Raw genomic sequence first — 23,441 nt, 5'->3', positions numbered from 1 at the left:
TTCACATTTTCAGTTTATTGAAATACATCCGCGCAAACAATCTTCGGTTTTCTATACCTTTCATAGGAAAAAACGATACCTTACTCCCGAATTAGCTTGGCATCCTTGGGCAGCAGGAAGGCAAACACGCCCAACAACGGCAAATACGCGCAAAGGTGGATGACGAAGGCCACGTTCGTCTGGTCGATCAGCCAGCCCAAGAGCACGGAGCCGAGTCCCCCCATACCGAAGGACAACCCGAATAAGAGCCCTGCAATCGTGCCTACTTTGCCTGGAAGCATCTCTTGCGCATACACGATTATGACGGAAAAGCCGGACATCAGGATGGCGCCCACGGCCAAGCAGAGCAGGATGGAACCGACCGGGCCGGCATAAGGCAGCAGAATCGAGAACGGCGCCGTTCCGAAGATGGAGAACCAGATGATCTTCTTCCGGCCGAAGCGATCGGCCAGCGGACCGCCAAGCAGCGTCCCAAGCATTCCGGCGAACTGGAGCGCGAACAAGGCGAGCTGGGCTTTCTCAAGCGGGAGCTTATAGTTGTCCATATAATAGAAGGCGTAGTAACCGGTCATGCTGGCCAAGTACACGAATTTGGAGAAAAGCAGCACGATTAGCACGCTGAGCACGAAGACGACAAAGCCTCTGCTGAGCGTATCTTGGCCTCGATTGGCCGAGCGGCGCACGGCTCTAGCCGATAGTTGAATATGATGCGCATACCACCTGGCGATGTAACTCTGAATGAGGATGCCAGCTACGGCAAGTACTGTAAACCACAGAAACCCCAGTTGCCCCTGCGGGGTGATGACGAAAGCAACCAACAGCGGCGCCAGCGCCTGCCCGGTATTGCCGCCAACCTGAAACACCGACTGAGCCAGACCCCTGCCTTTACCTGCGGCAAGGTGCGCGACACGGGAAGACTCCGGATGCAGGATCGAAGACCCGATACCGACCAGCGCCGCAGAGACGATGAGCATGGTCAGGTTGGAGGCAATAGCCATTCCGCCCATGCCTAGCAGCGTAAACAGCATCCCCAAGGGGAGCAGCATCGGCATCGGCCGGCGGTCGGTATAAGCGCCGATCAAAGGCTGAAGCACCGACGCCATCACGTTGAGCGTAAAAGCGACCCACCCCATCTGGGCGAAGCTCAGCTTCATCGATTGCTGGAACAGCGGAAAGACGGCAGGAACGACCGATTGCATCGCATCATTCAGCAGATGGGCTAGACTGACACCGATCAGCAGGAACGCAGCGCGTCTGCCGACGGATTGTTCCGCAGCTGCAGTTGATGATGATGTTGTTGTTGAAGACATGGCGATCACCTGTTTCTTTTTTTGTACCTCATCATAGCTAAGAACGAGGACGAAGTCTTCGCGATAATTGCGTTTCAAACGAGCAATATTTGCTATAATGAGTGTCAGGTGATTGCACATGATCGTACAGATCGTTACGCCACAGCTGGAGTTATGGCGCATTGGAGGACAGTTCTCCAACCTGCCGCACGCTCATGAGGGCGAATTTCAAGTGACCGTACCCGTGAACGGGACCTGTTTTTTTACACAGGAGAATAAGGAGTACATGGTGGCGGGCGGCAGCGGGCTTGTTCAGCATCCGCTCGAGAATCATTCCTTTAATATGGGGCATGATGCGGAGGTGCTTGTTTTTAAAATCGGCCGCGGCAGCTTGCAGGAGCTCGTTCCGTACACCGAGCTGGAGTTTGCCGTTCGTCAGGCGTTCGATCCGACCATCGTTAGCCGGCATTTCCGCCGGTGGATGGGGGCGCTGCTGGCATGCGATCCGACCGATCGGCTGGCGCAGGAGGAGACAGAGACGGCGGTGCTTCAGTTTCTGCTTGGCAACCTGGCCGGGAGTCACGATCATGCTTCCAAGACATATACCGACCTGCCGGTAGGCGCCTTCTCATCCGATCCCTACCTGCGACACGTGCTTGAATATATTCATGCGCATTACGCGGACGAGATTCACATTGATGCGTTGGCCTCGATTGCATTGCAAAGCAGATTCCACTTCATACGCTCTTTTAAAAACGCCGTTGGCGTAACGCCGTATCAGTACGTGCTCCTCCTGCGTATCGAGGAAGCGATGCGGCGGCTCGAGAGGACCGAGCTGTCGGTAACAGACATTAGCTGCAGCCTCGGCTTCTCGAGCCCCAGCCAGTTTTACCGTGCGTTCGCGAGATCGGCCGGCATGACGCCGGAGAAGTGGAGGAACTCGCGAACGTAGGCGCTACAAGAAGCTGAACCTTGATGCACTGGGTGCGTGAATAATTCGATAGGGTCCGACTCAAAAGGGTTAAAGTAAATATTTTCTAACCCCGAAGCCTCCCTAATCGCACAAAAAATGTAGCTACAGGGTCGTATCCCTGTAGCTACATTTGCCGTTTTCGGTCCACTGCCGCTTTCTTCGGAATCCTCGGTTATACTTCATCTGTCCAAATACGCTTTCTGGTTCATGCATCCGCCGAACGGAAAGGGTATAGCCATCATCGCGTTTCAAACGTTCGCGTGCCTGTTGCTTGTAGAGAAGATATTCTAGACTCGCTTTAATTTCCCGTTTCCCGGCCGCTTTCGTGCAGTTTACCTTCAGCGGGCATCAGCAGTTAATGGTGCGGAAGTCTGGACGTTGCCGCGCGGCCAGCCACATGAACATGATGTTCTCTCGGACGGCTTTGGCGATTGGCGTGAGGAGTAAATCCGCTGCGTGTAGGCGTAAAGGATGATCTTCGTCAGCATTTTATGACCCCGAACGGAGCGGACGCATGATTCTGAAGAAGCGATAGCGTTCGCCTTTGGATGAATGCTGCGCTCCATAACGGAGCGCAAACCAATCATCCTCTGTGAGTGGATTCCTACCTTCGCCGAGTACATTCAGGGAATCCGGGAACAACAGCGTGTCGGTGAATGCTGCATTCCCTGTCTTGCGACAGTGAACGCAAACCAATCACCTTATATCTGAAGAACATGCGACCGCGCAGTGGATGCGGGAACCAAAAGATTGCATTTGAAAAAGGAGGTATCCCAACGTCATCTTTTGATGACTTTTGGGACACCCCCTCTAGCCTTCACTATATAGGGAGCAAACGGCCTCCTTGGCTAAGATGTACATGGCATTCGACCATCCGAGCGGCGTGTTCGGATTATAATGACTTGAGTTCGCATAGTAGAGTTCAGGCAACGAACCATCCGCCAGCATAACATCTTCGAATCGTCCAATGTAAGAACGCACCTTCGCGATATGACCAAGCTTCATATAACTCAAAGCCAGGAAGCCAAATCCGAATGTCCACTCGGCTTCTGTTCCTACATAGAACGAGCGCGAGCGTCCTCGGCCATGCTCTGCTTCTAAAGTAGAGTAGTAGCTGTCACCAATATAACGAAGGACTCCATTGTTTCTTAATAGGTGCTTCTCGGTTTGATTCACAATCACTTGAGCGATCTCGCCGCCGAATACGCCGAACGGGTAGATGAGCGTCAATTGAGCCAAATCATATTTACGCGTTCGGGTCTCGTATGGAAACAGCTCGTAAAGCGTCTCCATCCCTTTCTCGATCATATATTCGGGTACATCCACAATGTCCTTCACAGACTTAAGCGCAGCCACGCAAGCACCTACTGACGATGAGCGCACCTCTTCGTACTCTTCCCATATGCCGTTGTCCGGATCTTCCCAGAATTGCACGCATTCCAAATATTGAACGAGCTTCTGGACGATCTCTCGATCTTTATCATCGCGAAGCATGCGCTTACCGTGTTTCATACCCTCACCGATGCCAAACAGAATGGCAGCCGTCGCGTCATGCTGCTTGTTTCCCCATTCTGCTTCGACCTCTCGTACCGTATCCGCGGTATAACGAGGATGCATGTATTCGTGTTTATAGGTAGGCTTCTGCTTGGTGTGAATATCTAATTTCCATTCGTAGTCGCGAAAAATATCCAAGATGCGGTAGTAGGTGCTTTCGTAGCGATTGCAGCTTTTGTTGAGGTAAGGGAGAACCTCATAGAACGTATCCCGCAGCCAAATGAAATTGTAATCACTTGAGGAAGAGGCGACATACAGACCGTTCGGCAGCCGTAATCGATCTAGTATGTCATAGGATTGGGCAACGCGTTTCTCTTGCGTAATAAACATGCGTGTCACCTTCTTTAGTAGATTAGAGCAAATCTGCATGGAGTGACGTATAACAATTGGCAACGTTAACAGGGAGCCTATTAGCAGGTTATGTCATTTTTATCGGAAGTTCGGTTTCAAATGTGAAGATGCCGGGTAAAAGATGTCCGCAATCGGCGAATGGTATTTCTATTTGTCTGAATAGATGGCATTTAATGGTTCCACAATCCAAATTTGTTGACAATTTACAAAGATGGTGCCATAATCAGTCTAGACTTTTGCATCGAGTGTACCCCATAAAACAAAGCAATAGAGGCATTCCGACCGGTTAACCCGTCGGGATGCCTTTGTGCTTATTTATAGGTTTTTACATTTAATGTATAAGTCAATACGACGTCACGGGAGGTGCTCGGATTTCCTACAGATGTAGATGAGAGTTTAGAATATGCTAGCATTATGAATGAAAGGAATGCATCCTGCATGATTCAAGTAAAAACGTTCGCGGACACGCTTTCCCGCAGCGCAACCGATGAAGCCAATGAATTCTTATCCACCATCGGTCCCGAGCAATATGTCGATCTGAAGTTCTCCATTATTGAATGCGAGCATCCGTTTCTGATGAAACAGCGTCATATTGCCATTATCTACAGGACCAAACAAGGAGGTTAGCATGAATAATCTTGAAATAAGGGCGTACATTCTGGGGCAGCTCGTTCATTTGGAAGAATCGAAAAAAGCCATGTTAGATGCCTATTTCCCGCTGCCTGATCGCCATGTGGAACGAAAATCGACCGAAATTCTGCTTGAGCGATACGTTCATCGCATAGAAAAACTGCTATTTTGTTTGACGCATGAACCAGACTTCAAATTAACTTTTGTCGTTATTGGCAGTACCGTTACGATTCGCAATAAGCAGTCTCATGTTGCGGAGAGCTACAAGATCTGTTATCCAGATCACGCGGATATCGACGCGGGATGCATTTCATTCTTGTCGCCGCTCGGTAGACAACTGCTGCTATCGCCGATTTACTCGACTGTTAATGTGGCGGTGCCAGACGGTGAATGCGAGTACGTCGTTGAATGCATTTCCGTGCCTTAAAACCGTACCTATTCACGCAGTCACTAAGCAAAGTTCCAGGCACTTATTTTCATTGGTTTAGTCAATCATTCACAGGAGGTCATGAGAATGGTATCGATGTTGGATGCGTATACGCCAAGATCATGGGGGAGTATCTACGATGAACCATAGGAACTCAAAGCAAGCGCGATATACAGTCGAAACGCCGTTATTCGAGACGGAAGTTTGGGAGTGCATGGATACGAATTGCCGATCCTGGATGAGGAAAAACATGTCGCTTCTATTGGAACCGCATTGCCCCGTATGCCATTCGGGCATGCAAGAAAACATACGGATGCTGCCTCAAGTTGTTCATGTTGCGAAATAGATTGTCGAAAGACGGCCAAGATACTCGTGCTTGGCCGTCTTGTCTAGGTACTTCAACCTTCACGGGCGCTGCAAGGTCTTTTTTCATTCGTAATAGAGGAGAATGTCTGTTTTAGTTGAATCATAAAATGGATAAACTATTAGACGAATAGAGGAGTGTTTCGAGCATCGTCAAGCAGTTGGATGGAATCATTCCGATAGGCTGGAGCAAAGATATTATTAACGGAGGTTGATTATGGAGCCTGTGCAAACGTTGTCGGATCTGATATCAGAAAATTCAGGGAACGGAACGTTCATCGAGATTCACGCCCAGTCGGCGAGAACGTTCGGACAAACGACGCTGTCCGCTACGGTGGCGATGAACAAATTGTTTTCCATCTACGAGGTTGACCTTGAAGTTCAGCGTCAACTGATTCCCAAGAATGTCTCGCAGCTCGTAGACTACTTGCTGCTGTATCTTGAGCACGGACAGAGCATTTACTTCCCGGGGATTATCTTGTCTGCGCGAGGCGCCGGTCAATATGATCCGGCCACGTCCACGTATCGTCTGCAGCCGATGGAGAAGTGTTATGTGGTGGACGGTCAACACCGGCTGGAAGCGTTTCGCCGCGTGATGGAGATGCTGCAGAGCAACTTGGCCCGGGCTAAGGACCGAAGGGAATTTGAACGCGTTCAAGAAATTACGGATCGTCTTAAGAGGCTGTATGCGTTCCCGATGTCCGTCATGATTTATCGCGACATTAACCCGAAGCAGGAACGTCAGCTGTTCTCGGATATCAATAAACTTCCTCGAAAAATAGCTGGTAATTTGGCGATGCTGCGGGAACAACGGCGGTTTTACCATGTGATGGCAACGCGGCTTGTTCAGGAATACCCGGTGATGAAGCATCTGCCGACCGATATTTATTCCGAACGCGGGAAGAGTCCGGGCTATCTGTTCTCTTACTCCTTGTTGATCGAATTGCTGGTGGGGCTGTTCGAAGGGCGCCTGAAAGTCAATGCTCGCCATAACGGATATCATTTTACGGAGATTGCCCTAAATGAGCATCTCGAGCAGGCTTCCTACTATTTTGAAAGCCTTCTCCATGTCCTTCCGGAACCGGAACCAGGTTCAATCTGCTGGACGGAGAATATCCAGATTGCGCTTGCCTTGTTTTTGCATGAGGAAGCGTTTAAGTCACAGCAGTTCAACAAGTACACCCTGCAATATGCCACCAAGATTCTTCCGCATATCCAGTGGGATCATATTTACAAAGACGATGAACAAACGCGTTTGCCGCGCAGAAGCCGCATTATGAAAGCCTACCAATCGATTAAAGATTTCTATGAGGATCAACACAACTTCCTCATTACGGATAAGGAGGATGCCGGTTAATGGATGGTCTTAAGCTGTCGATGAAAATTCAGCCTTATTGCGAGCGCTTCGGACTTACAACGGTATCCATGCGCGTCCATGATTTGTTGAACTACACGATCATTGACCCGATGGTACAGCGGAAGCTTAGCGGCGGGCAGCTTCGCAAAATCGCGAAATATTTGCAGGAGCGGGAGCTCGACCATGTATTCTTCGGGCCAGTCACGCTCTCGCTTCGGGACATCTCGTCCTTGATGAAAGCCGAGGATCACTTCATCCTGCTGCATGGGGCTAAACTGAGTACGCTGGATGGGCAGCATCGCATCATGGCGCTGGGGTACACGAACGATCAGCTGGCGAAGGAAAGCCGTAAGCATGAGAAGGAGCTCAGCCGCTTAAAGGTGAAATGCCGCCAGCATCCGGAGGATGACGCCCTTCGGGAGCATACGGAGCAGCTGGAAGGCTTATTAGGTCAACTCGAATCCAGAAGGCTGGATCTGCTGGAGAGCGAGCTGACTGTTCAGCTGTATATCGGGTTAACCGAAGAGGAAGAGAAACAGCTGTTCGGCGATATCAACAGTAAGGTACAGCTGGTCAGCAAGGAGCTCGGGCACGCCTTTGACGGCAGCGACCCGATCAATACGATGATCCAGCAGGTAGCGGATCATAATACGCTGCTCAAGAGCGCCGGCGTGGAGACCCGCAACAATCTAACCGCTTATAACAAGAACTTCACGTGCTTCAGCTGGCTGCACACGATCGCTTCCCTCTTGTTTACGGGGAAAACGCAAACGTCGTATGAGCTTACGCGCAGGGTTCGTCATGATCCCACCACCTATACGGAAGTGCTGCACCAGTTTTTTAATGGCATGCTGCCTTATTTTCCCGAGCAGCCCGGTCTTGGGTCGTACATCAGCTCAAGCCGAGTTGTTCAAGAAGCGATTGCGTTGTACGCGCATGAGAGCCTGGATCTCGAGAAGGGGGGCCATCGCAATTGGACCTCGTGCTTCCAGATCTTGCGGCATATCGATTGGAGTCACGATAACGAGGAGCTGGCGAGCAGCCTAGGTCGATTGGATAACGGCAAGATTAATCTTATCTATGATAAGTCGATGAGGAAACACAATCTTGTGTTGGATTACCTCCGTCAACTTCGTCTTGAAGAGAGCGCTTGATTACAGAGCTGGAAGCAAGTTGCCACCGCTTAGCGGGGGCAAACCCCCAGTGCGAACCATAACAAAATCGTAAAAGAACAGGGACTGTCCGCTTCGGACGGTCCCTTTTATTATCCGATCGCCGATGGCGACAGGCTTAATACGAGCGAGCTCGTGCGGTTAGCATGATGTCAATAGAATGAAACAAAAGTAAAGAGGTTAAAATTGCAAGCGTTTTCTTGCCGGGATTACAATATTCACAGGTCAATACACGAATAAGGTTGTCTTATCCTGCGACTTCGCAAACCGAGAAGGATGTGATGGGTATGAGAAGACGGGTTGTAGCCGTCCTATTAATTGTAATCGTCATACCGGCTGCCATGATCGTAAACCGCATCATGATCAAACCAGATAGCACAGTCGCTTATATAGCGATGGTCAACGGATCTCCAATCAGCACCAAAGAATTCGAGTATGCCGTCAAAGCGAGCAAAGCTCAAATCATCGATTATTTCTACAACAAATACGGCGCGGAGCAAACGTCCGAATTTTGGACGACGTCGTTCGGGGGCGAAGTGCCAGCGGAAACGATCAAGAGGAAGGCGCTAGATGACAGCGTTCGGATCAAAGTCAGGCAGCTGATTGCGCAAGAGGCGGGCGTGTTGGCAGACATCAGCTACGATAGCTTTTTGCGGCAGTTGGAAGAAGAAAACAAGAGAAGACAGCGTGCGGTCGACAATAACGAAGTCATATACGGTCCGATCCGATACGGCGAGGATGCTTATTTCGAATATGTGCTGAGCAATACGACCCGGTTAGTCAAAAGTCAGTTCATGCAAGCAGCATGGAAGCCGGATGATCAAACCTTAAAACGCTTCTACGACATGCGGAAACAACAGTTGTACCGATCGGACGGATCGGTGAAAGTACAGCTGCTCTCGCTATCGTTCCTGAATGCCAATCAGGCCGTTGACGAAGCGCTCAAAGACGCTGCCAAAAATACGATGGAACAGGCGCGGGCCATGGCGGCTTCCGGGACCGATCTCGAAGATATTCCGAAGGCGCTCGATGCTGGCGTCCAAAAGTTGGAGAAGGTCTATAACTCGAGCGACGTCAGAAGCAATGCTCGAAGTCCTGTCGCGCAAGCCGCCGAGAAGCTATCGGCGAATGAATGGAGCGGCGTGATCGAAGAGAACGGACGTTACTATCTGATCAAGTGCCTGGACAACCGAATCGAAGGTTCCGGTTTCCAGGATTTCAATAGGATCAAGGAACAAGTTCGTAAAGATTACGCCGACTTCCAATACGAGGAATATGTCGGGAAGCGAGTCGCGCAAGCGCAAATCGAGTTGAACGAGACCGCGTATCGCGCCTATCGAAACTTCTAAGGAGGTTTTATCGGCAGGGATGTTAACGCATCAATTGGGCCCGATTGATGCCTGACATAAATCGCAGGAAAGGATGACAATATTGAAATCGTCCAAGCGGATATCAACGAAACTCCTCGCCATCGTGTGTATGATGGCGATGCTTTGCGGAATAGTCCTTGTGTCGCCGCCAATCGCCGACGCGGCCGGAACGACATACTACATCGATAATATCGAAGGGGATGACGGCAATAACGGCACAGATCCAGGCAGCGCCTGGAAGTCGCTCGACAAGGTCAATGCCACGACGTTCTCGCCCGGCGATCGAATTTTATTCAAAGCGGGAGGCAGCTGGAACGGCCGACTTTGGCCCAAAGGCTCGGGAGCAAGCGGTAGTCCCATCGTCATTGACCAGTACGGCACGGGCAGCAAGCCTCTGATCGCCGGCGTGACGTCCGAGCTGGAAGCGATCTTCTTGAAAAATCAGCAGTACTGGGAAATCAACAATCTGGAAGTTACGAACCGGTCGCCGCTGCCTTTCGACCGGGATTGGGAGAATCCCCGGGGTCAACGTCGGGGCGTCTATATCTTGAACGAAGAAGCTGGCATTTTGCGCCACATCCAGGTGAAGAACTTAACGATTCACGATGTCGACGGCTCTTATACGACACGCTCGGGAGGCATTATATTCGACTCCGTCGGGTCGGTCACGCCAAGCGCCTTCGACGGCATTCTTATTGACGGCAATACACTGACGGACGTGGATGCATATGGCATCTATATCGGTTCCAATTGTATTTTGCGCCATGGCATGAGCGATTTGTGGCCATGGGTGCAGAAGCCGTACGGACCATGGACGCCTTCTACCGACGTGAAGATCTCCAATAATACCGTCATCAGGGCGGCAACGGGCGGCATTGCCTGGAATGTCACCGATGGGGCGATCGTCGAACATAATACGGTCCAACAAGCGACCTACCTGGCGACCAACGCTTCGATATGGTGGGCTTACGCGGACAACAATCTCGTGCAATTCAATGAATCGTTCGAGAGCGTGAACGGAGCGGAAGACGGCCACGGGTTCGACGTGGATGCAGGGAACCTTGGTTCGATCGTCCAGTATAACTACAGTCATGATAATGCGGGCGGCTTCATGTTATTCGTGAACGACACGTACTACACGATCAATACGATCGTCCGGTATAACATCAGCCAGAACGACCGGAAGAGCATCTTCCGGTACAGCGGGTCGATCGATACGGTCTATAACTACAACAACTCGGTGTATGTGGGAGAAGCCTCCGCAAATCCGGTCATGAGCGATTATTTCACGAAGGCTTCGGGGTCCCCCATCAACATTAACAACTACAACAACGCCTATTACAGCGTAGGCGATAAGGGATGGGATCTACGAGGACAACATTTCGACTACAACGCCTATTTCGGTGGAAACACGCTCGTTCAAGATGACGCCCATAAGGTCATCGGCGATCCGAAATTCGCAAGTCCCGGCAGCGGCGGCAACGGCATGAATACGGTCGGAGGCTACCAATTGCAACCGGACTCCCCGTTAATCGGATCGGGCATACGCATCACCGATAACGGAGGACGGGATTATTATGGCAATCCGTTATACAACGGCGCTCCGGACATCGGCGCCCACGAATATGCGGGCTCTGTACCTCCGGCTGGCCAAATGCCAGATCCTATCACCGTAACGCCGGTGTACTTGCCAAGCACGCCAACCGACAATTTGGCTCCGCTTGCGACCGCGAGCACGACGTTCACGACCAAATCAGCCATTCGACAGATTAACGATAAATATTACGAGACCATATGGTCGAGCGAGACCTCGCCTATCTTCCCCAACGATATCACGCTCGATTTCGGCTCTACTCAGGTGACGGCCAACCTATTGAAGCTTAACGCATCATTGGGACAAAGTCAGGGAATAACGAACTTCGATCTCGAATATCACAATGGTTCGGCATGGGTTCCCATTCGGAAGGGTATCCAGGTTGAGTGGAAATCGAATACCGCTGCAGACGAGATCCAATCGGTGAAATTCCCTACAACCATGTTCAATAAGCTCCGATTGAAGGTGAACGGCGGCAACCTGCAGCAGGGCCATATTACGCTAAACGAGCTGGAGCTGTACTTCGAGGCAGCGGATATTGCGAGCACGACGTTCCCAACGGGGGGAGGAGCGATTGCCAACATTATCGATAACAACGTCTCGTCGACGTGGGGCAGCTCTACCGACATTACGCTCCCGGGTTATATAACCTTGGACTACGGGGACAGCTCGGTTACGGTCAATAAGATCACCTTGATTACGCATTTCGGGATCGGCCAAGGCATCACCAATGTCGATGTGGAATACTTCGATGGCGCCAAATGGGTAACGGCATTATCGAATGCATCGATCGTTTGGAAGCTAAACGACAGTACCAAAGAGCGTCAGTCCATTGAGCTGCCGACCATTACGGCAAGCAAAATCCGATTGAAGGTCAATGATGCCAACCGAGAGTGGGGCAATATTGCGCTGAATGAACTCATCCTGGAGAACCATGTGGTCGTCGAGCCAGAGCCGAACCCGACACCAGGACCGACGCTGCCGCAAACGCCCGTTCAACCCCCGATAACAGCTCCGACAGAAGATCCGGGGAGAGTGGAAGTTCAACCGGAGCAGCTGAAAGGGAATGGGGCGGACGCCATCGTGATCCGAACGGATAAGGCGTTTACGGAGCTGGTGCTGCCGGGCCATGCGCCCAAGTTGGCCGGAGGTTCCGACCTGGTTATACAAGCAGGCGACATCAGCATGACGCTCCCGTACGAGTGGCTGCAAGAGGTGGTCAAAGCTTTACCGAATGATCAAACGCAGCGCGAGAAAAGCACGATTTCCCTCTCTGTCGAACGAATGGAACAAAGCAAGGCTAAATCGCTGCTGATCGCTGCCGGTCGTCAAGCAGAAGCAGATCTAGGATTGGCTGGCGAAATGCTGGCGTTCAACCTCACCGTGACGAATGCAGACGGACGGAAGACGGCAATCAGCCGCTTCGATCAGCCGCTTGCCGTCGCGATGAAGGCGAACCCGCAGACCGATCGGCGGCTCGCGGGCGTCTATTACGTATCCGATAGCGGAGCATTGGAATATATCGGCGGCGAGTGGAAGGATGGCTGGATGAAGGCGGAGATCTCTCATTTCAGCAATTACGCCATATTGGAATATCGCAAATCATACCTAGATGTTGCGACCGGCCACTGGGCCAGCGAGGCGATAACGGATCTTTCGGCGCGGCATGTGGTCGAAGGCGTGTCGGCATCGCAATTTGCGCCGGAGAGGGAGATTACCCGCGCCGAGTTCACAGCCATGCTGGTGCGGGCGCTAGGCTTGGATGGGATAGCGGAATCCCAGTTTGAAGATGTGAAGCCCGATGCCTGGTACGCGAAAGAAGTCGCGCTAGCAGCGAAAGCCGGTATCATAAGCGGCAAGAGCGAGGGCAGGTTCGAACCGACTGCCGCCGTGACGCGCCAAGAGATGGCTGCGATGATCGTTCGCGCTTACGCGTACGCAGCGGGGACGGCATTCTCGGACGTAAGCTCTGAACCGTACAACGATACGGCTTCCTCCCCGAGCTGGGCCCGAGAGGCGATCGCCGCAGCTCGCGGCTTGGGGCTGATGAAGGGTTCCCCCGGCAACCTCTTCAAGCCAGATGACCATGGCACGCGAGCGCAAGGCGCCAAGCTGCTTCATAACCTGTTGATGCTTATTGAGAAGGCATAATAATGAGGAGGACTGCAATGATGAAGCGAACATCCAAAAAGTTCATCGCGATCTTGGCTATCCTGACCATGGTCTGCGGATTCGAACTCCAGGCACCGCCCGTCGCCAATGCGGCCGGTACAACCTACTACATCGATAATATCGGTGGGAATGACGGCAATAACGGCACAAGCCCAGGCGGCGCTTGGAAGTCGCTCGACAAGGTCAATGCCACGACATTCTCGCCCGCCGACAAAATTTTATTCAAAGCGGGAGGAACCTGGAACGGCAGACTTTGGCCCAAAGGCTCGGGAGCAAGCGGAAGTCCAATCATCATTGACCAGTACGGTACAGGCAGCAAACCTCTGATCGCCGGCGTGACGTCCGAACTGGAAGCGGTCTTCCTGAAAAATCAGGAGTACTGGGAAATTAACAATCTAGAGGTTACGAACCGGTCGCCGCTGCCTTTCGACCGAAATTGGGAGAATCCTCGGGGTCAACGTCGGGGCGTCTATATTTTGAACGAAGAAGCGGGCATCTTGCACCACATCCAGGTCAAGAACTTAACGATCCATGATGTCGACGGCTCTTATACGACACGTTCGGGAGGCATTATATTCGATTCCGTCGGGTCGGTCACGCCAAGCGCGTTCGATGGCATTCTCATTGACGGCAATACGCTGACGGACGTGGATGCGTACGGCATCTATATCGGTTCCAATTGTATTCTGCGCTATGGCATGAGCGATTTGTGGCCGTGGGTGCAGAAGCCATACGGACCATGGACGCCATCCACCAATGTGAAAATCTCCAATAACGCCGTCATTCGAGCGGCGACGGGCGGCATTGCTTGGAACGTAACCGATGGGGCCATTGTCGAACATAATACGGTCCAACAGGCTACCTACCTGGCGACCAACGCCGCGATTTGGTGGGCATACGCGGACAACAATCTCGTGCAATTCAATGAATCGTTCGAGAGCGTGAACGGGGCGGAAGACGGCCACGGATTCGACGTGGATGCAGGGAACATCGGCTCGATTGTCCAGTACAATTACAGTCACAATAATGCGGGCGGTTTTATGTTATTCGTGAATGATACGTACTACACGACCAATACGATCGTCCGGTATAACATCAGCCAGAACGATAAGAAGAGCATCTTCCGGTACAGCGGATCGATTAATTACGTGACGAATCACAACAACACCGTCTATGTCGGAGCCGCATCCGGCAATCCGGTCATGAGCGATTATTTCACGAAAGCTTCCGGTTCGCCCCAAAATATTAGAAATTATAATAACGCGTACTACAGCGTGGGGGATCAGGGTTGGAATCTAACGGGACAAACGTTCGATTACAATGCCTATTACGGTGGGAATACGCTAGTTGCTTCTGATTCGCACAAGGTGACGGCCGACCCGAAATTCACAAGTCCCGGAAGCGGGGGAACGGGCATGAACACGGTGAACGGGTATCAGCTGCAGGCGAGCTCGCCGCTGATCGGAGCGGGGATCCCGATAACGGATCACGGGGGACGCGACTACTTCGGCAATCCGCTGTACAATGGCAGCCCGGATATAGGCGCCCATGAATATCAAGGCGCGGTCGCCCCTGCGGTGAATAAAGCATCCATTCCGTATGTTCTCGCCCCTCAATCTCCACCGTCCAATCTTGCAAAGGCGGCCAAGGCAAGCACGACCTTCGGTTCGTTGAACCAAACGACGGCCCGCATTAACAACATCAATGATGGAAATTACGATTACGCGTGGTCCAGCAATGCGTCGCCGACGTTCCCGAACGAGATTACGCTCGATTTCGGAGCCACGCCCGTAACCGCCGATACCCTCAAGCTGAATACGAGATTCGGCCAAGGTCAAGGGATTACGAGCTTCGATCTGGAGTATTATAACGGAACATCATGGCAGGCTATCCAATCGGGCGTTACTCTGAATTGGACGTCCAATACGGCCGAGGACGAAATCAAGACGATACCTTTCGCGAGAACGACATTGTACAAATTGAGGCTGAAAGTGAAAGCTGGCAACCGGCAATGGGGCAATATTGCCGTGAACGAGCTGGAATTGTACAATTCCCCGGTTAACGGGCCGGTCAATGCGGCACCTAGCGCGACGGCAAGCACCACATTCCCGCTGGGCAATTCGGGATCGATCGCGACAATCAACGACGATAAACCAACGACGTCCTGGTCAAGCGCCTCAACAATTACATTCCCGCAATATATTACGCTTGATTTCGGAAGCAAGGCCGTGACCGCGAACAAAATCAGTTTGCTCACCCATTTTGGAATCGGCCAAGGCATCACCAACGTGGACGTCGAGTATTACAATGGATCGAGCTGGGCAACGGCGGTATCGAACGTCTCCGTTACATGGTCGCTCAACAATAGCACGGTCGAGACGAGAGATATTGCTTTTCAACCCGTTACGGGGACCAGATGGAGAATCAAGGTCAATAACGGCAACAGGCAATGGGGCAATATCGCGCTGAACGAAATGCGTGTGTGGACGAATCAATAAACGAATCTAGCGAGAGAGAGGCCGATGTCACTATTTCGGCCTCTTTCCGTGCAGGAGTGGAGGCAATCATGGACAGGATCTTCATATCAGACGACCGTTTCGTCGACGAGCATCACCGGCATGTCATCCTCCATGGGATTAATATGGTCTGCAAAGAAAAGAAGCTCCATTATATCGGGGAATGGGCGGAGGACGACTTTCGGAGGTTGAAGGAATGGGGCTTCAATTTCATCCGGCTCGGCGTCATCTGGGATGGCGTGGAGCCGGAACCGGGCGTGTACGATGACGACTATCTGGGCAAGCTTCGCGAGCAGATTCGGATGGCTCGGGATCACGGTCTGTACGTGCTTCTGGACATGCATCAGGACTTGTATAGCGCGGCCTATGGCGACGGGGCTCCCTCCTGGGCCACCTTATCCGATGGAGCGGCATATGTGCCAACGGAACCTTGGAGCGATGCTTATCTGTTCGATCGTGCCGTGCAGACAGCCTTCGACCAGTTTTGGAACAACGCGCCCGGACCGGATGGCGTCGGCATCCAGGACAGGTACGCCATGGCGTGGAGGCATATCGCCTGGAGTCTGGGGCATGAACCTAATGTGATCGGCTATGATCTCATGAACGAACCGTTCATCGGATCGAATGTTAATGCCATCGTCGAGCGCATGCTCCATGCGTATGGCGAGATATGGGCGGAGGCGAACGGCGCGACCGCTGCCGACATGTCGGATCTGGCCGAAATCTGGACGGATCCGCTTCGCAAGCTGGAGGCGCTGAAGCTGCTGGAGCAGCCGCAAGCGCTCGAATCCATGATGCAGGCAATGGCTCCCGCACAGCATTCGTTCGAGAAAAAAGACCTGATGTGCATGTTCAACCGGGTAGCGAGCTTGATACGCGAAGTTGACCCCAACGGCCTATTATTTCTGGAGACCAACTACTTCTCCAACATGGGCGTGCCGAGCGGCATTGAACCCGTTGTCGAACAAGGCGGGAGAAGAGATCCTCATCAGGCTTACGCCCCGCATGGCTATGACTTCGTCACCGACACGCCGTATGCGCATATGGCAAGCGAAGGAAGGGTCGACTATATATTCAACAGCCATGAATCGACGCGCAAACGTCTGAATATGCCCATGCTGATTGGCGAATGGGGCGCTTATTACGGCTCGCTTGACGCCGAGAAGCCTTCCTTGTTCATGAAACGCAAGTTCGAGAAGCTGCTCTGCAGCGACGCCTATTGGTCTTACTTCGGCGCGGAGACCGGGAGTTACTCGTCGTTCCGCGGCGTATGCCGCGGGTATCCGCTCGCCACGGCGGGGATTCTCCGCTTCTATAGGGATGATCATGAGACCGGTACGTTCACGATGGAATGGGAAGAAGAAGCCGGCGCTTCTCGGCCTACCACGATTTATTTGCCGGATATGAGCAACCTTGCCCCGGAAGCGATCAAGCTGGAGCCCAGAGGCCTGGGGTATTCATTCGAGCAGATCGGCAGCGTCAGTGCCGGATATGTCCATATTCCTCCCGCCGGAGGAGGAGGCAGGCGCATCGCTATTCATTATTAGGAGCTTCTACGTAACGCCCCCTGGTATCCATCCTGATGCCATGGGGCGTGTTTGTTTGGACAGGTAAGCGACCAATTCGAGACATTTGGTTTAATGAACGATCGTTTTGCTCATTGCTTTTAATATGTTGAAAGCGCTACCATAAAGAAATGAGACAATAAAGAGCACTTTTTCTTAGCACGCGGTCGGAGGGGTCCTATGAAGCTGCAAGTTGCCGGTAATGCCAAATGGTACGTCTATCAGAAAATCGTCATCGTATTCGTATTTTTTCTAATCCCGCTCTTTTCGGTCAACCTGTGGGTGAATTACAAGGCCATCTCTTTCTCGAAAAATACGATTATCGACTCCGCCATGGAGGGGGTATCGTTCTACGCCGCTCAGTTGGACAAAGAATTGTACTTTATACGGAATCAGCAATTGCAATTTCTGAATGACAGCGATTTGCAGAAGCTTAGCTTTCTGGGCGGGAATAATCTCATGGGATACGAGGAAGTGTCATTGATCCAGCAAGTGAGGGATCGGCTCGTCCCGATTCTGGAGTCCAGCGGATACGTGACCAATGCGGGCGTTTATATCGCTTCGATAGGCAAAACCATCTCTGGGAAGAGCGGCGTTACGAATACGCCCAATGAGGAGTACGAGATTATCGCCTCATTATCCAAAATGACGCCGAAGCCTTCCTTTTACAGTGTGGGGGAGAGCATCTTCTTCATTGAATCCGAACATAATGCCGGCATTTGGTCGTACATCGAAATTTCCAAATCGAGGCTGCAGGACGCGCTCCGTCAAACCGCTGCATTATCGCGGGATTCCGAAGTGTACCTAGGGAGCGAGAGCCTTGGGAGCATCGTATCTTCGACCTCCGACGACCGGTTGATGGATGTGGAGCGGCAGCTTCTTCAAGAACGGGACGATCAGGCTGACCAGGAACCGGAATTGAAGAAGGTGAACGGCGTCCGCTATTTCGTCTCGCATAACAGTATCGGCTCTTTGAATTTATCGTTAGTGATGTACGTGGATCAGAACGAAATCACGAGGCAATTGAGCCAATTTAATAGCCTGTTCTACTTCTTATTCGGCATTGCCTTCGTCGTGCTCGCGTTATATGCGTTCTCCGTGAATCTCATGATCCACCGGCCGCTGTCCAGGTTAGTCAAAGCCTTCCATAAGATCGAGACGGACAATCTGAACTTGGTCATCGAGTCCAAGCGAAATGATGAATTTCATTATTTGTATACCAGCTTCAATCGCATGGCGCACAGACTGAAACGTTCGATAGAGGAGAACTACGAGCAAAAAATCGCGCTTCAGCAATCCGAGTTAAAGCAGCTGCAGTCCCAAATCAATCCCCACTTTTTATATAACAGCTTCTTTAATATTTACATGATGTGCAAAGTAGGCGATTCCGACACCGCTGCGAATCTGTCCCAGAAGCTGGGCAACTATTATCAGTACATTACGAGAAGCGGCGCGGATGAAGTGCTTCTCCACAAAGAATTTCAGCACGCGCTGGATTATTGCGAAATTCAATGCATTCGCTTCTCCAATCGGATTTCGTACGAATACGACGACATTCCGCATCGGTTCCATACCGTATTGGTGCCCAGACTCATCATTCAACCGATCGTCGAGAATGTGTTCGAGTACGCCTTCGAAGACGGCATGATGAACGGCATGATCTACATCGGGGCTAGCTGTACGGACGAAACAATACGACTGACCGTAGAAGATAACGGCGAATCGTTAACGGATGATCAGATCGAGCAATTGCAGAAGAAGCTCGCGACGAGTGCCGTCCAGAAGGAGAAAACCGGGTTAATCAACGTGAGTAATCGACTGGAATTAATCTATGGAGAGGGCAGCGGCTTGTTCGTCTCCCGAAGCAAACACGGCGGATTGAAGGTTGAGCTTATTATACATGTGGAGCAGAGAGGAGCATCATAATGTACCGATTATTAATCGTGGATGACGAACCTGCGATCGTCAACGGCTTAGTGCAGCTCTTTCAGCAGAATAAGGACATGGAACTGGATGTATGCAAAGCCTATTCCGCAAGTGAAGCAATCGAAATCGCGAGAAAAACGAAATTGGATATTCTGATCAGCGATATTCGCATGCCTCAGAAGGACGGTCTGCAATTGGTGGACGAGGTGATCTATTATTGGCCGTCATGCCGGGTTATTTTCCTTACGGGCTATAGCGAGTTCGATTACATACTCGAAGCGATCCGCAAAAACGTGCAAAATTATATACTCAAAACAGAAGGCATAGAGCCTGTTTTCCATGAGGTGAAAAAGGCAATCGCCAAAATCGAGGAAAGTAACCGTTATCGGCTTGAGCAAGAAAAGGCGCAAATGTACATGCAAATCGCCGAACCGTTCATGAAAAAAGAGCTGATGGAGCGTATGTTGGGCGGAGAACCGTTACCCTCCTTGCTCGCCCAGACGCGCTATGCGGAGCTGGATTTTCAAATTGCGCCAAGCCGCCCGTTCTTCTTCCTTGTCGGACAGGCGGAACGGCTTGAAATCCATAAAATAAAGGCGCTGCACGCCGTTCAGCGGATATTCGACAATCATGCGCCCGCCTCCATAGCTTGCGAGAAAGTCATCTACGATGGCAGCGTGCTGGTGTGGCTGATTCAGCCAGCCGAAGAGTTATGGCATCGATTCGACGGGAAGCCCTCCGGGGCGGAGTCGAAAGAGCAGGGGTTCGTGGCTTATATGAAAGGCATACTCGAGCTCGTACAGAACGAATGCGAAGAGGTATTGGATGCAGCGGTTTCGTTCGGAATTTCCGGCAGCCTGTCCGGCAAGATAGACAACATCCACCATCAAGTGGAGGCGGCTCGCGCCATGATCCGCAACCGTACGATGCTCGGACAGAAAATGGTCATCGTCGATCTCGAGAAGACAAGCGGTTCGGAAGCCGCCCGTCTCATCGGCGTAGGCATGAGGCCAGACGACGGCAAAAAAGCGCTAATTGACCACATCCATCACTATATTCACGAGCATCTGGCCGATGACGTCTCCTTGACGGCGATCGCCGACGAGATGAATTTCAATCCCTCGTATCTGTCGCGTTATTACAAACAGATTACCGGCCATAATTTGTTCGACTATATTCAATCGACCAAAATCAAGGTCGCCATTCATTTGATGAAGACGACTTCCTTAAAGTTGAATGAAATCGCAGCGAGGGCGGGCTTCGATTCGCCCTCTTACTTTACGACTTTCTTCAAAAAGATGACGGGGCAATCGCCTCAGGAGTATCGGCACTCTCAATAGCCAGACAAGAGGTAAACAAAGTAAAAGTAACGTAAAGAGGTTGAAATTGAAACCGCTTCCGAACGATCATACAATTAATACAAGAAGTACGGTGATCTACAAAAAAGGGGGAAGCGTTTCAATGTACAAACATGGAAACCTGAAATGGATTTTAGCCTCGTCGCTATTGCTTTCGCTCGCAACGGCCTGTTCGAATCAAGGCTCCAATTCCAACGAGCCGTCGGCCGCGCCGCCTGCTGCGGACAATTCCGGTTCCGAGACCGCAGGAGCCGCGCAAGATCCGCTGGGTAAATATCCCGAGACCGTAACCGTGTCGCAAGTCATCGGGTATAACCCCCCGGAGGATCCACGGATTCCCAAAGGGATAACGCCCGATAAGAATGCTTACCTCAAAGATCTCAAAGACATGATGAACATCGATGTGAAATTCAAATGGATGGTGCCTTCCGCGCAATACGAGCAGAAGTTCTCGCTCGCCATGGCATCAGGCGATCTGCCCGATCTTCTGGAGCTGGATCCGAAAAATTTCGAGAAGCTGAAGCAGCAAGGGATGCTGGCCGATCTGACGGAAGCCTATGCGCAATATGCATCACCGGCGCTGAAGAAGTACATGGGGTCCGACGGCGGATTCACCATGAAGACGTTCAGCTCGGACGGCAAGCAGCTTGGCATTCCCGTGTTCGAGGATCCGTTCCTCTCCACGCAGCTGCTCTGGATTCGGAAGGATTGGCTGAATAACCTGAATTTGCAGGCGCCGACGACAATGGATGAATTGGAGAAAGTCGCTGAAGCTTTCGTCAATAACGATCCGGACCAGAACGGCGCGGCGGACACGTACGGTGTCGCCCTGCAGAAAACGTTGTTCTTCTGGGGATTCGATGTGAGAGGGTTCTTCAACGGCTTCGGCGCCTACCCATCGGTCGGCGACGCCCAGTCCGCATGGATTCCGGATGGCGATGGGAAGCTTGCGCCGGGTCTGATTCAACCGGAAATGAAGACGGCGCTCGGCAAGCTGCAATCCTGGTACCAGAAAGGAATTATTAACAAAGAATTCGCCTTGAAGGATGAGAACAAAGTCGTCGAGGACATCACCTCGGGCAAGGTTGGCATTTCTTACGGCGAATGGTGGTATCCGAACTGGCCGCTCAATATGAATGTGGACAAGGATCCGAAGGCGGAATGGATTGCCGTTCAAATTCCGGGGCTGGACGGACCTGGCAAATCGCTAGTACCGAAAATTCGCGCCGGGAAAATTTACGCGGTGAGCAAAGATTTCAAACATCCGGAAGCGATCATCAAGATGATGAACTATTACATTGAGATCGGCTACAAGAAATATATGGATCAGAAAAAGCCAGAGGATGGGTTCGTCTATAACTGGTTCAATCCGCGGGTGTATAACCCGGCCCAAATCGATACGGTCTATACCGAAGTGAATAAAGCGCTGGAAGCGAATCAGACCGAAATCACGCTGGATGACGAGAATTACACGAACGTGGCGGGCGTATTCAAAGCGTCGAAGGATTTCCTGGAAGGCAATACGCAGACCGCGACCAAAGGCGTAAACTGGGGGCAATATTATAGCCGCGTTGCGAAAGAAGGCGGCTGGGGATTGACTCGGAAAGTCAAAGAAAGCCAAGCATTCGTCCATAATGAATTTTATGGCCTGCCTACTTCGACGCAAGTCGAGAAGGGCGGTCAACTAGACAAGCTGATGCAAGAATCCTTTACCAAAATCATCATGGGCGGAGATCTTGCCGAATTCGATAAGTTCGTGGCGAGCTGGAAGACGCTGGGCGGCGACGATATTACGAAAGAGGTCAACGAATGGTATAGCAAGCAGCCCAAATAATGCTGATCGTCAAGCGGGAGCGTGGAGTCGAGCGATCGACGATACCTCCCCTTTTCAAATTAGCGATGATAAGGAGATGGAGACCCGCCTATGAGAACGCTGAAGAAAGAGTATCTCTTGCATCTGATGTTATTGCCCGGCGTCATCGTGACCTTGATTTATGCCTACGGCCCCATGGCCGGTCTTGTTATGGCCTTTCAACGGTTTGAACCGTTGTCCGGATTTTTCGAATCGGAGTTTGTCGGCCTCGATAATTTCCGTTACGTCTTTAATTTGCCGGACTTCAATCAAGTGCTCTGGAATACGATCGTGATCTCGGTCTTCAAAATGATCTTGTTCTTGCTTGTGCCTCTCGTTCTGGCGCTATTGCTGAATGAAGTGACACGCATATGGTTTTCGCGCTTCATCCAGTCGGCCATATTTTTGCCCTTCTTCCTCTCTTGGACCGTGCTTGGCGGCGTCATTATCGAGCTGTTCTCATTGAGCGGACCGGTTAACGGCTTAGTTACCGCACTCGGGCTGGATCCGATTATGTTCATGCTGGACAATGAATGGTTCAGAGGCATTGTGATCGGATCGGATGTCTGGAAGGGCATGGGCTACAACATGATCGTGATGCTGGCGGCGATTACGGGAATCAATGCGACGCTCTATGAAGCCGCGGAAGTAGACGGGGCCGGGAAGTGGAAGCAGATGATTCATATTACGCTGCCCGGCATGGCGCCGATTCTCATTCTGCTGGCCGTCTTAAGTCTAGGCGGCGTTCTCAACGCCGGCTTCGAGCAAATCTTGATCATGTATAACCCTACGGTCTATGAGGGGGCGGATATTATTGACACCTTCGTCTATCGGCTGGGGATGTTCAGCCAGCAGTTCGGGCCGGCAGCAGCCGTCGGTCTCTTCAAATCCGTGATTTCGCTCGCGCTCGTATCGGCAACCTATTACGCCGCTTACAAATACAATAACTATCGAATCTTTTAGGCAGGAGGT

The 23,441-nt window shown here is 51.6% G+C and carries 16 protein-coding genes and 2 pseudogenes; 14 read left to right on the top strand and 4 right to left on the bottom strand.

Annotated elements, in window-relative coordinates:
* Positions 1–80 precede the first annotated feature (80 nt).
* The gene (locus tag ACFFSY_RS18815; protein WP_377496837.1) at positions 81–1,310 is read right to left on the bottom strand and encodes an MFS transporter; all 1,230 of its coding nucleotides are present in this window, start codon (positions 1,308–1,310) and stop codon (positions 81–83) included.
* A gap of 118 nt (positions 1,311–1,428) precedes the next feature.
* On the opposite strand from ACFFSY_RS18815, the gene ACFFSY_RS18810 reads away from it, so the two are divergent.
* On the top strand, positions 1,429–2,241 hold the full coding sequence (locus tag ACFFSY_RS18810; RefSeq protein ID WP_377496835.1) for an AraC family transcriptional regulator: 813 nt from the start codon (positions 1,429–1,431) through the stop codon (positions 2,239–2,241).
* A gap of 177 nt (positions 2,242–2,418) precedes the next feature.
* Here the strand turns inward: ACFFSY_RS18810 and ACFFSY_RS18805 are convergent.
* From ACFFSY_RS18805 to ACFFSY_RS18795, 3 genes and pseudogenes are all read right to left on the bottom strand, one after another.
* Positions 2,419–2,610 (bottom strand): annotated as a pseudogene (locus ACFFSY_RS18805) (transposase); the annotation flags it as partial.
* 6 nt (positions 2,611–2,616) lie between these two features.
* A pseudogene (locus tag ACFFSY_RS18800) lies at positions 2,617–2,753 on the bottom strand (transposase); the annotation flags it as partial.
* Positions 2,754–3,072: 319 nt separating this feature from the next.
* Positions 3,073–4,146, bottom strand: a complete 1,074-nt coding sequence (locus tag ACFFSY_RS18795; RefSeq protein WP_377496833.1) for a glycoside hydrolase family 15 protein — start codon at positions 4,144–4,146, stop codon at positions 3,073–3,075.
* A 459-nt stretch (positions 4,147–4,605) separates the two neighbouring features.
* On the opposite strand from ACFFSY_RS18795, the gene ACFFSY_RS18790 reads away from it, so the two are divergent.
* From ACFFSY_RS18790 to ACFFSY_RS18730, 13 genes are all read left to right on the top strand, one after another.
* Positions 4,606–4,794: a sporulation protein Cse60 gene (locus tag ACFFSY_RS18790; protein ID WP_377496831.1), complete on the top strand. Its 189-nt coding sequence runs from the start codon at positions 4,606–4,608 to the stop codon at positions 4,792–4,794.
* Position 4,795: 1 nt separating this feature from the next.
* Positions 4,796–5,224, top strand: coding sequence for a GreA/GreB family elongation factor (locus ACFFSY_RS18785; protein WP_377496829.1), 429 nt, complete (start codon positions 4,796–4,798; stop codon positions 5,222–5,224).
* Between the two features lie 103 nt (positions 5,225–5,327).
* Positions 5,328–5,570: a cold-inducible protein YdjO-related protein gene (locus tag ACFFSY_RS18780; protein ID WP_377496827.1), complete on the top strand. Its 243-nt coding sequence runs from the start codon at positions 5,328–5,330 to the stop codon at positions 5,568–5,570.
* A 234-nt stretch (positions 5,571–5,804) separates the two neighbouring features.
* A complete protein-coding gene (locus ACFFSY_RS18775) occupies positions 5,805–6,944 on the top strand; it encodes a DNA sulfur modification protein DndB (RefSeq protein WP_377496825.1) in 1,140 nt (379 codons plus the stop codon).
* On the top strand, positions 6,944–8,098 hold the full coding sequence (locus ACFFSY_RS18770) for a DNA sulfur modification protein DndB (RefSeq protein WP_377496823.1): 1,155 nt from the start codon (positions 6,944–6,946) through the stop codon (positions 8,096–8,098). The genes ACFFSY_RS18775 and ACFFSY_RS18770 overlap by 1 nt, the downstream gene beginning before the upstream one ends.
* Before the next feature lie 305 nt (positions 8,099–8,403).
* Positions 8,404–9,465: a peptidylprolyl isomerase gene (locus ACFFSY_RS18765; RefSeq protein WP_377496821.1), complete on the top strand. Its 1,062-nt coding sequence runs from the start codon at positions 8,404–8,406 to the stop codon at positions 9,463–9,465.
* A gap of 160 nt (positions 9,466–9,625) precedes the next feature.
* Positions 9,626–13,231, top strand: coding sequence for an S-layer homology domain-containing protein (locus tag ACFFSY_RS18760; protein ID WP_377496819.1), 3,606 nt, complete (start codon positions 9,626–9,628; stop codon positions 13,229–13,231).
* 17 nt (positions 13,232–13,248) lie between these two features.
* The gene (locus ACFFSY_RS18755) at positions 13,249–15,750 is read left to right on the top strand and encodes a hypothetical protein (RefSeq protein WP_377496817.1); all 2,502 of its coding nucleotides are present in this window, start codon (positions 13,249–13,251) and stop codon (positions 15,748–15,750) included.
* A 68-nt stretch (positions 15,751–15,818) separates the two neighbouring features.
* Positions 15,819–17,315 (top strand): cellulase family glycosylhydrolase, encoded by a 1,497-nt coding sequence (locus ACFFSY_RS18750; protein ID WP_377496815.1) that lies wholly within the window; start codon positions 15,819–15,821, stop codon positions 17,313–17,315.
* Between the two features lie 198 nt (positions 17,316–17,513).
* Positions 17,514–19,259 (top strand): sensor histidine kinase, encoded by a 1,746-nt coding sequence (locus ACFFSY_RS18745; RefSeq protein ID WP_377496813.1) that lies wholly within the window; start codon positions 17,514–17,516, stop codon positions 19,257–19,259.
* Positions 19,259–20,599 carry a response regulator transcription factor gene (locus tag ACFFSY_RS18740; RefSeq protein WP_377496811.1) on the top strand — a complete coding sequence of 447 codons (1,341 nt, stop codon included), beginning with the start codon at positions 19,259–19,261 and terminating at the stop codon, positions 20,597–20,599. Before ACFFSY_RS18745 ends, ACFFSY_RS18740 begins: the two co-directional genes overlap by 1 nt.
* A gap of 121 nt (positions 20,600–20,720) precedes the next feature.
* Positions 20,721–22,451: an extracellular solute-binding protein gene (locus tag ACFFSY_RS18735; RefSeq protein ID WP_377496809.1), complete on the top strand. Its 1,731-nt coding sequence runs from the start codon at positions 20,721–20,723 to the stop codon at positions 22,449–22,451.
* A 90-nt stretch (positions 22,452–22,541) separates the two neighbouring features.
* A complete protein-coding gene (locus ACFFSY_RS18730; RefSeq protein ID WP_377496808.1) occupies positions 22,542–23,432 on the top strand; it encodes an ABC transporter permease in 891 nt (296 codons plus the stop codon).
* Positions 23,433–23,441: the final 9 nt, after the last annotated feature.

The sequence above is a fragment of the Paenibacillus aurantiacus genome (genome assembly GCF_042431225.1).
In the GTDB taxonomy this organism is placed as follows: Bacteria; Bacillota; Bacilli; order Paenibacillales; family Paenibacillaceae; genus Paenibacillus_Z; species Paenibacillus_Z aurantiacus.
This window is presented reverse-complemented; position numbering and strand designations above follow the sequence as displayed.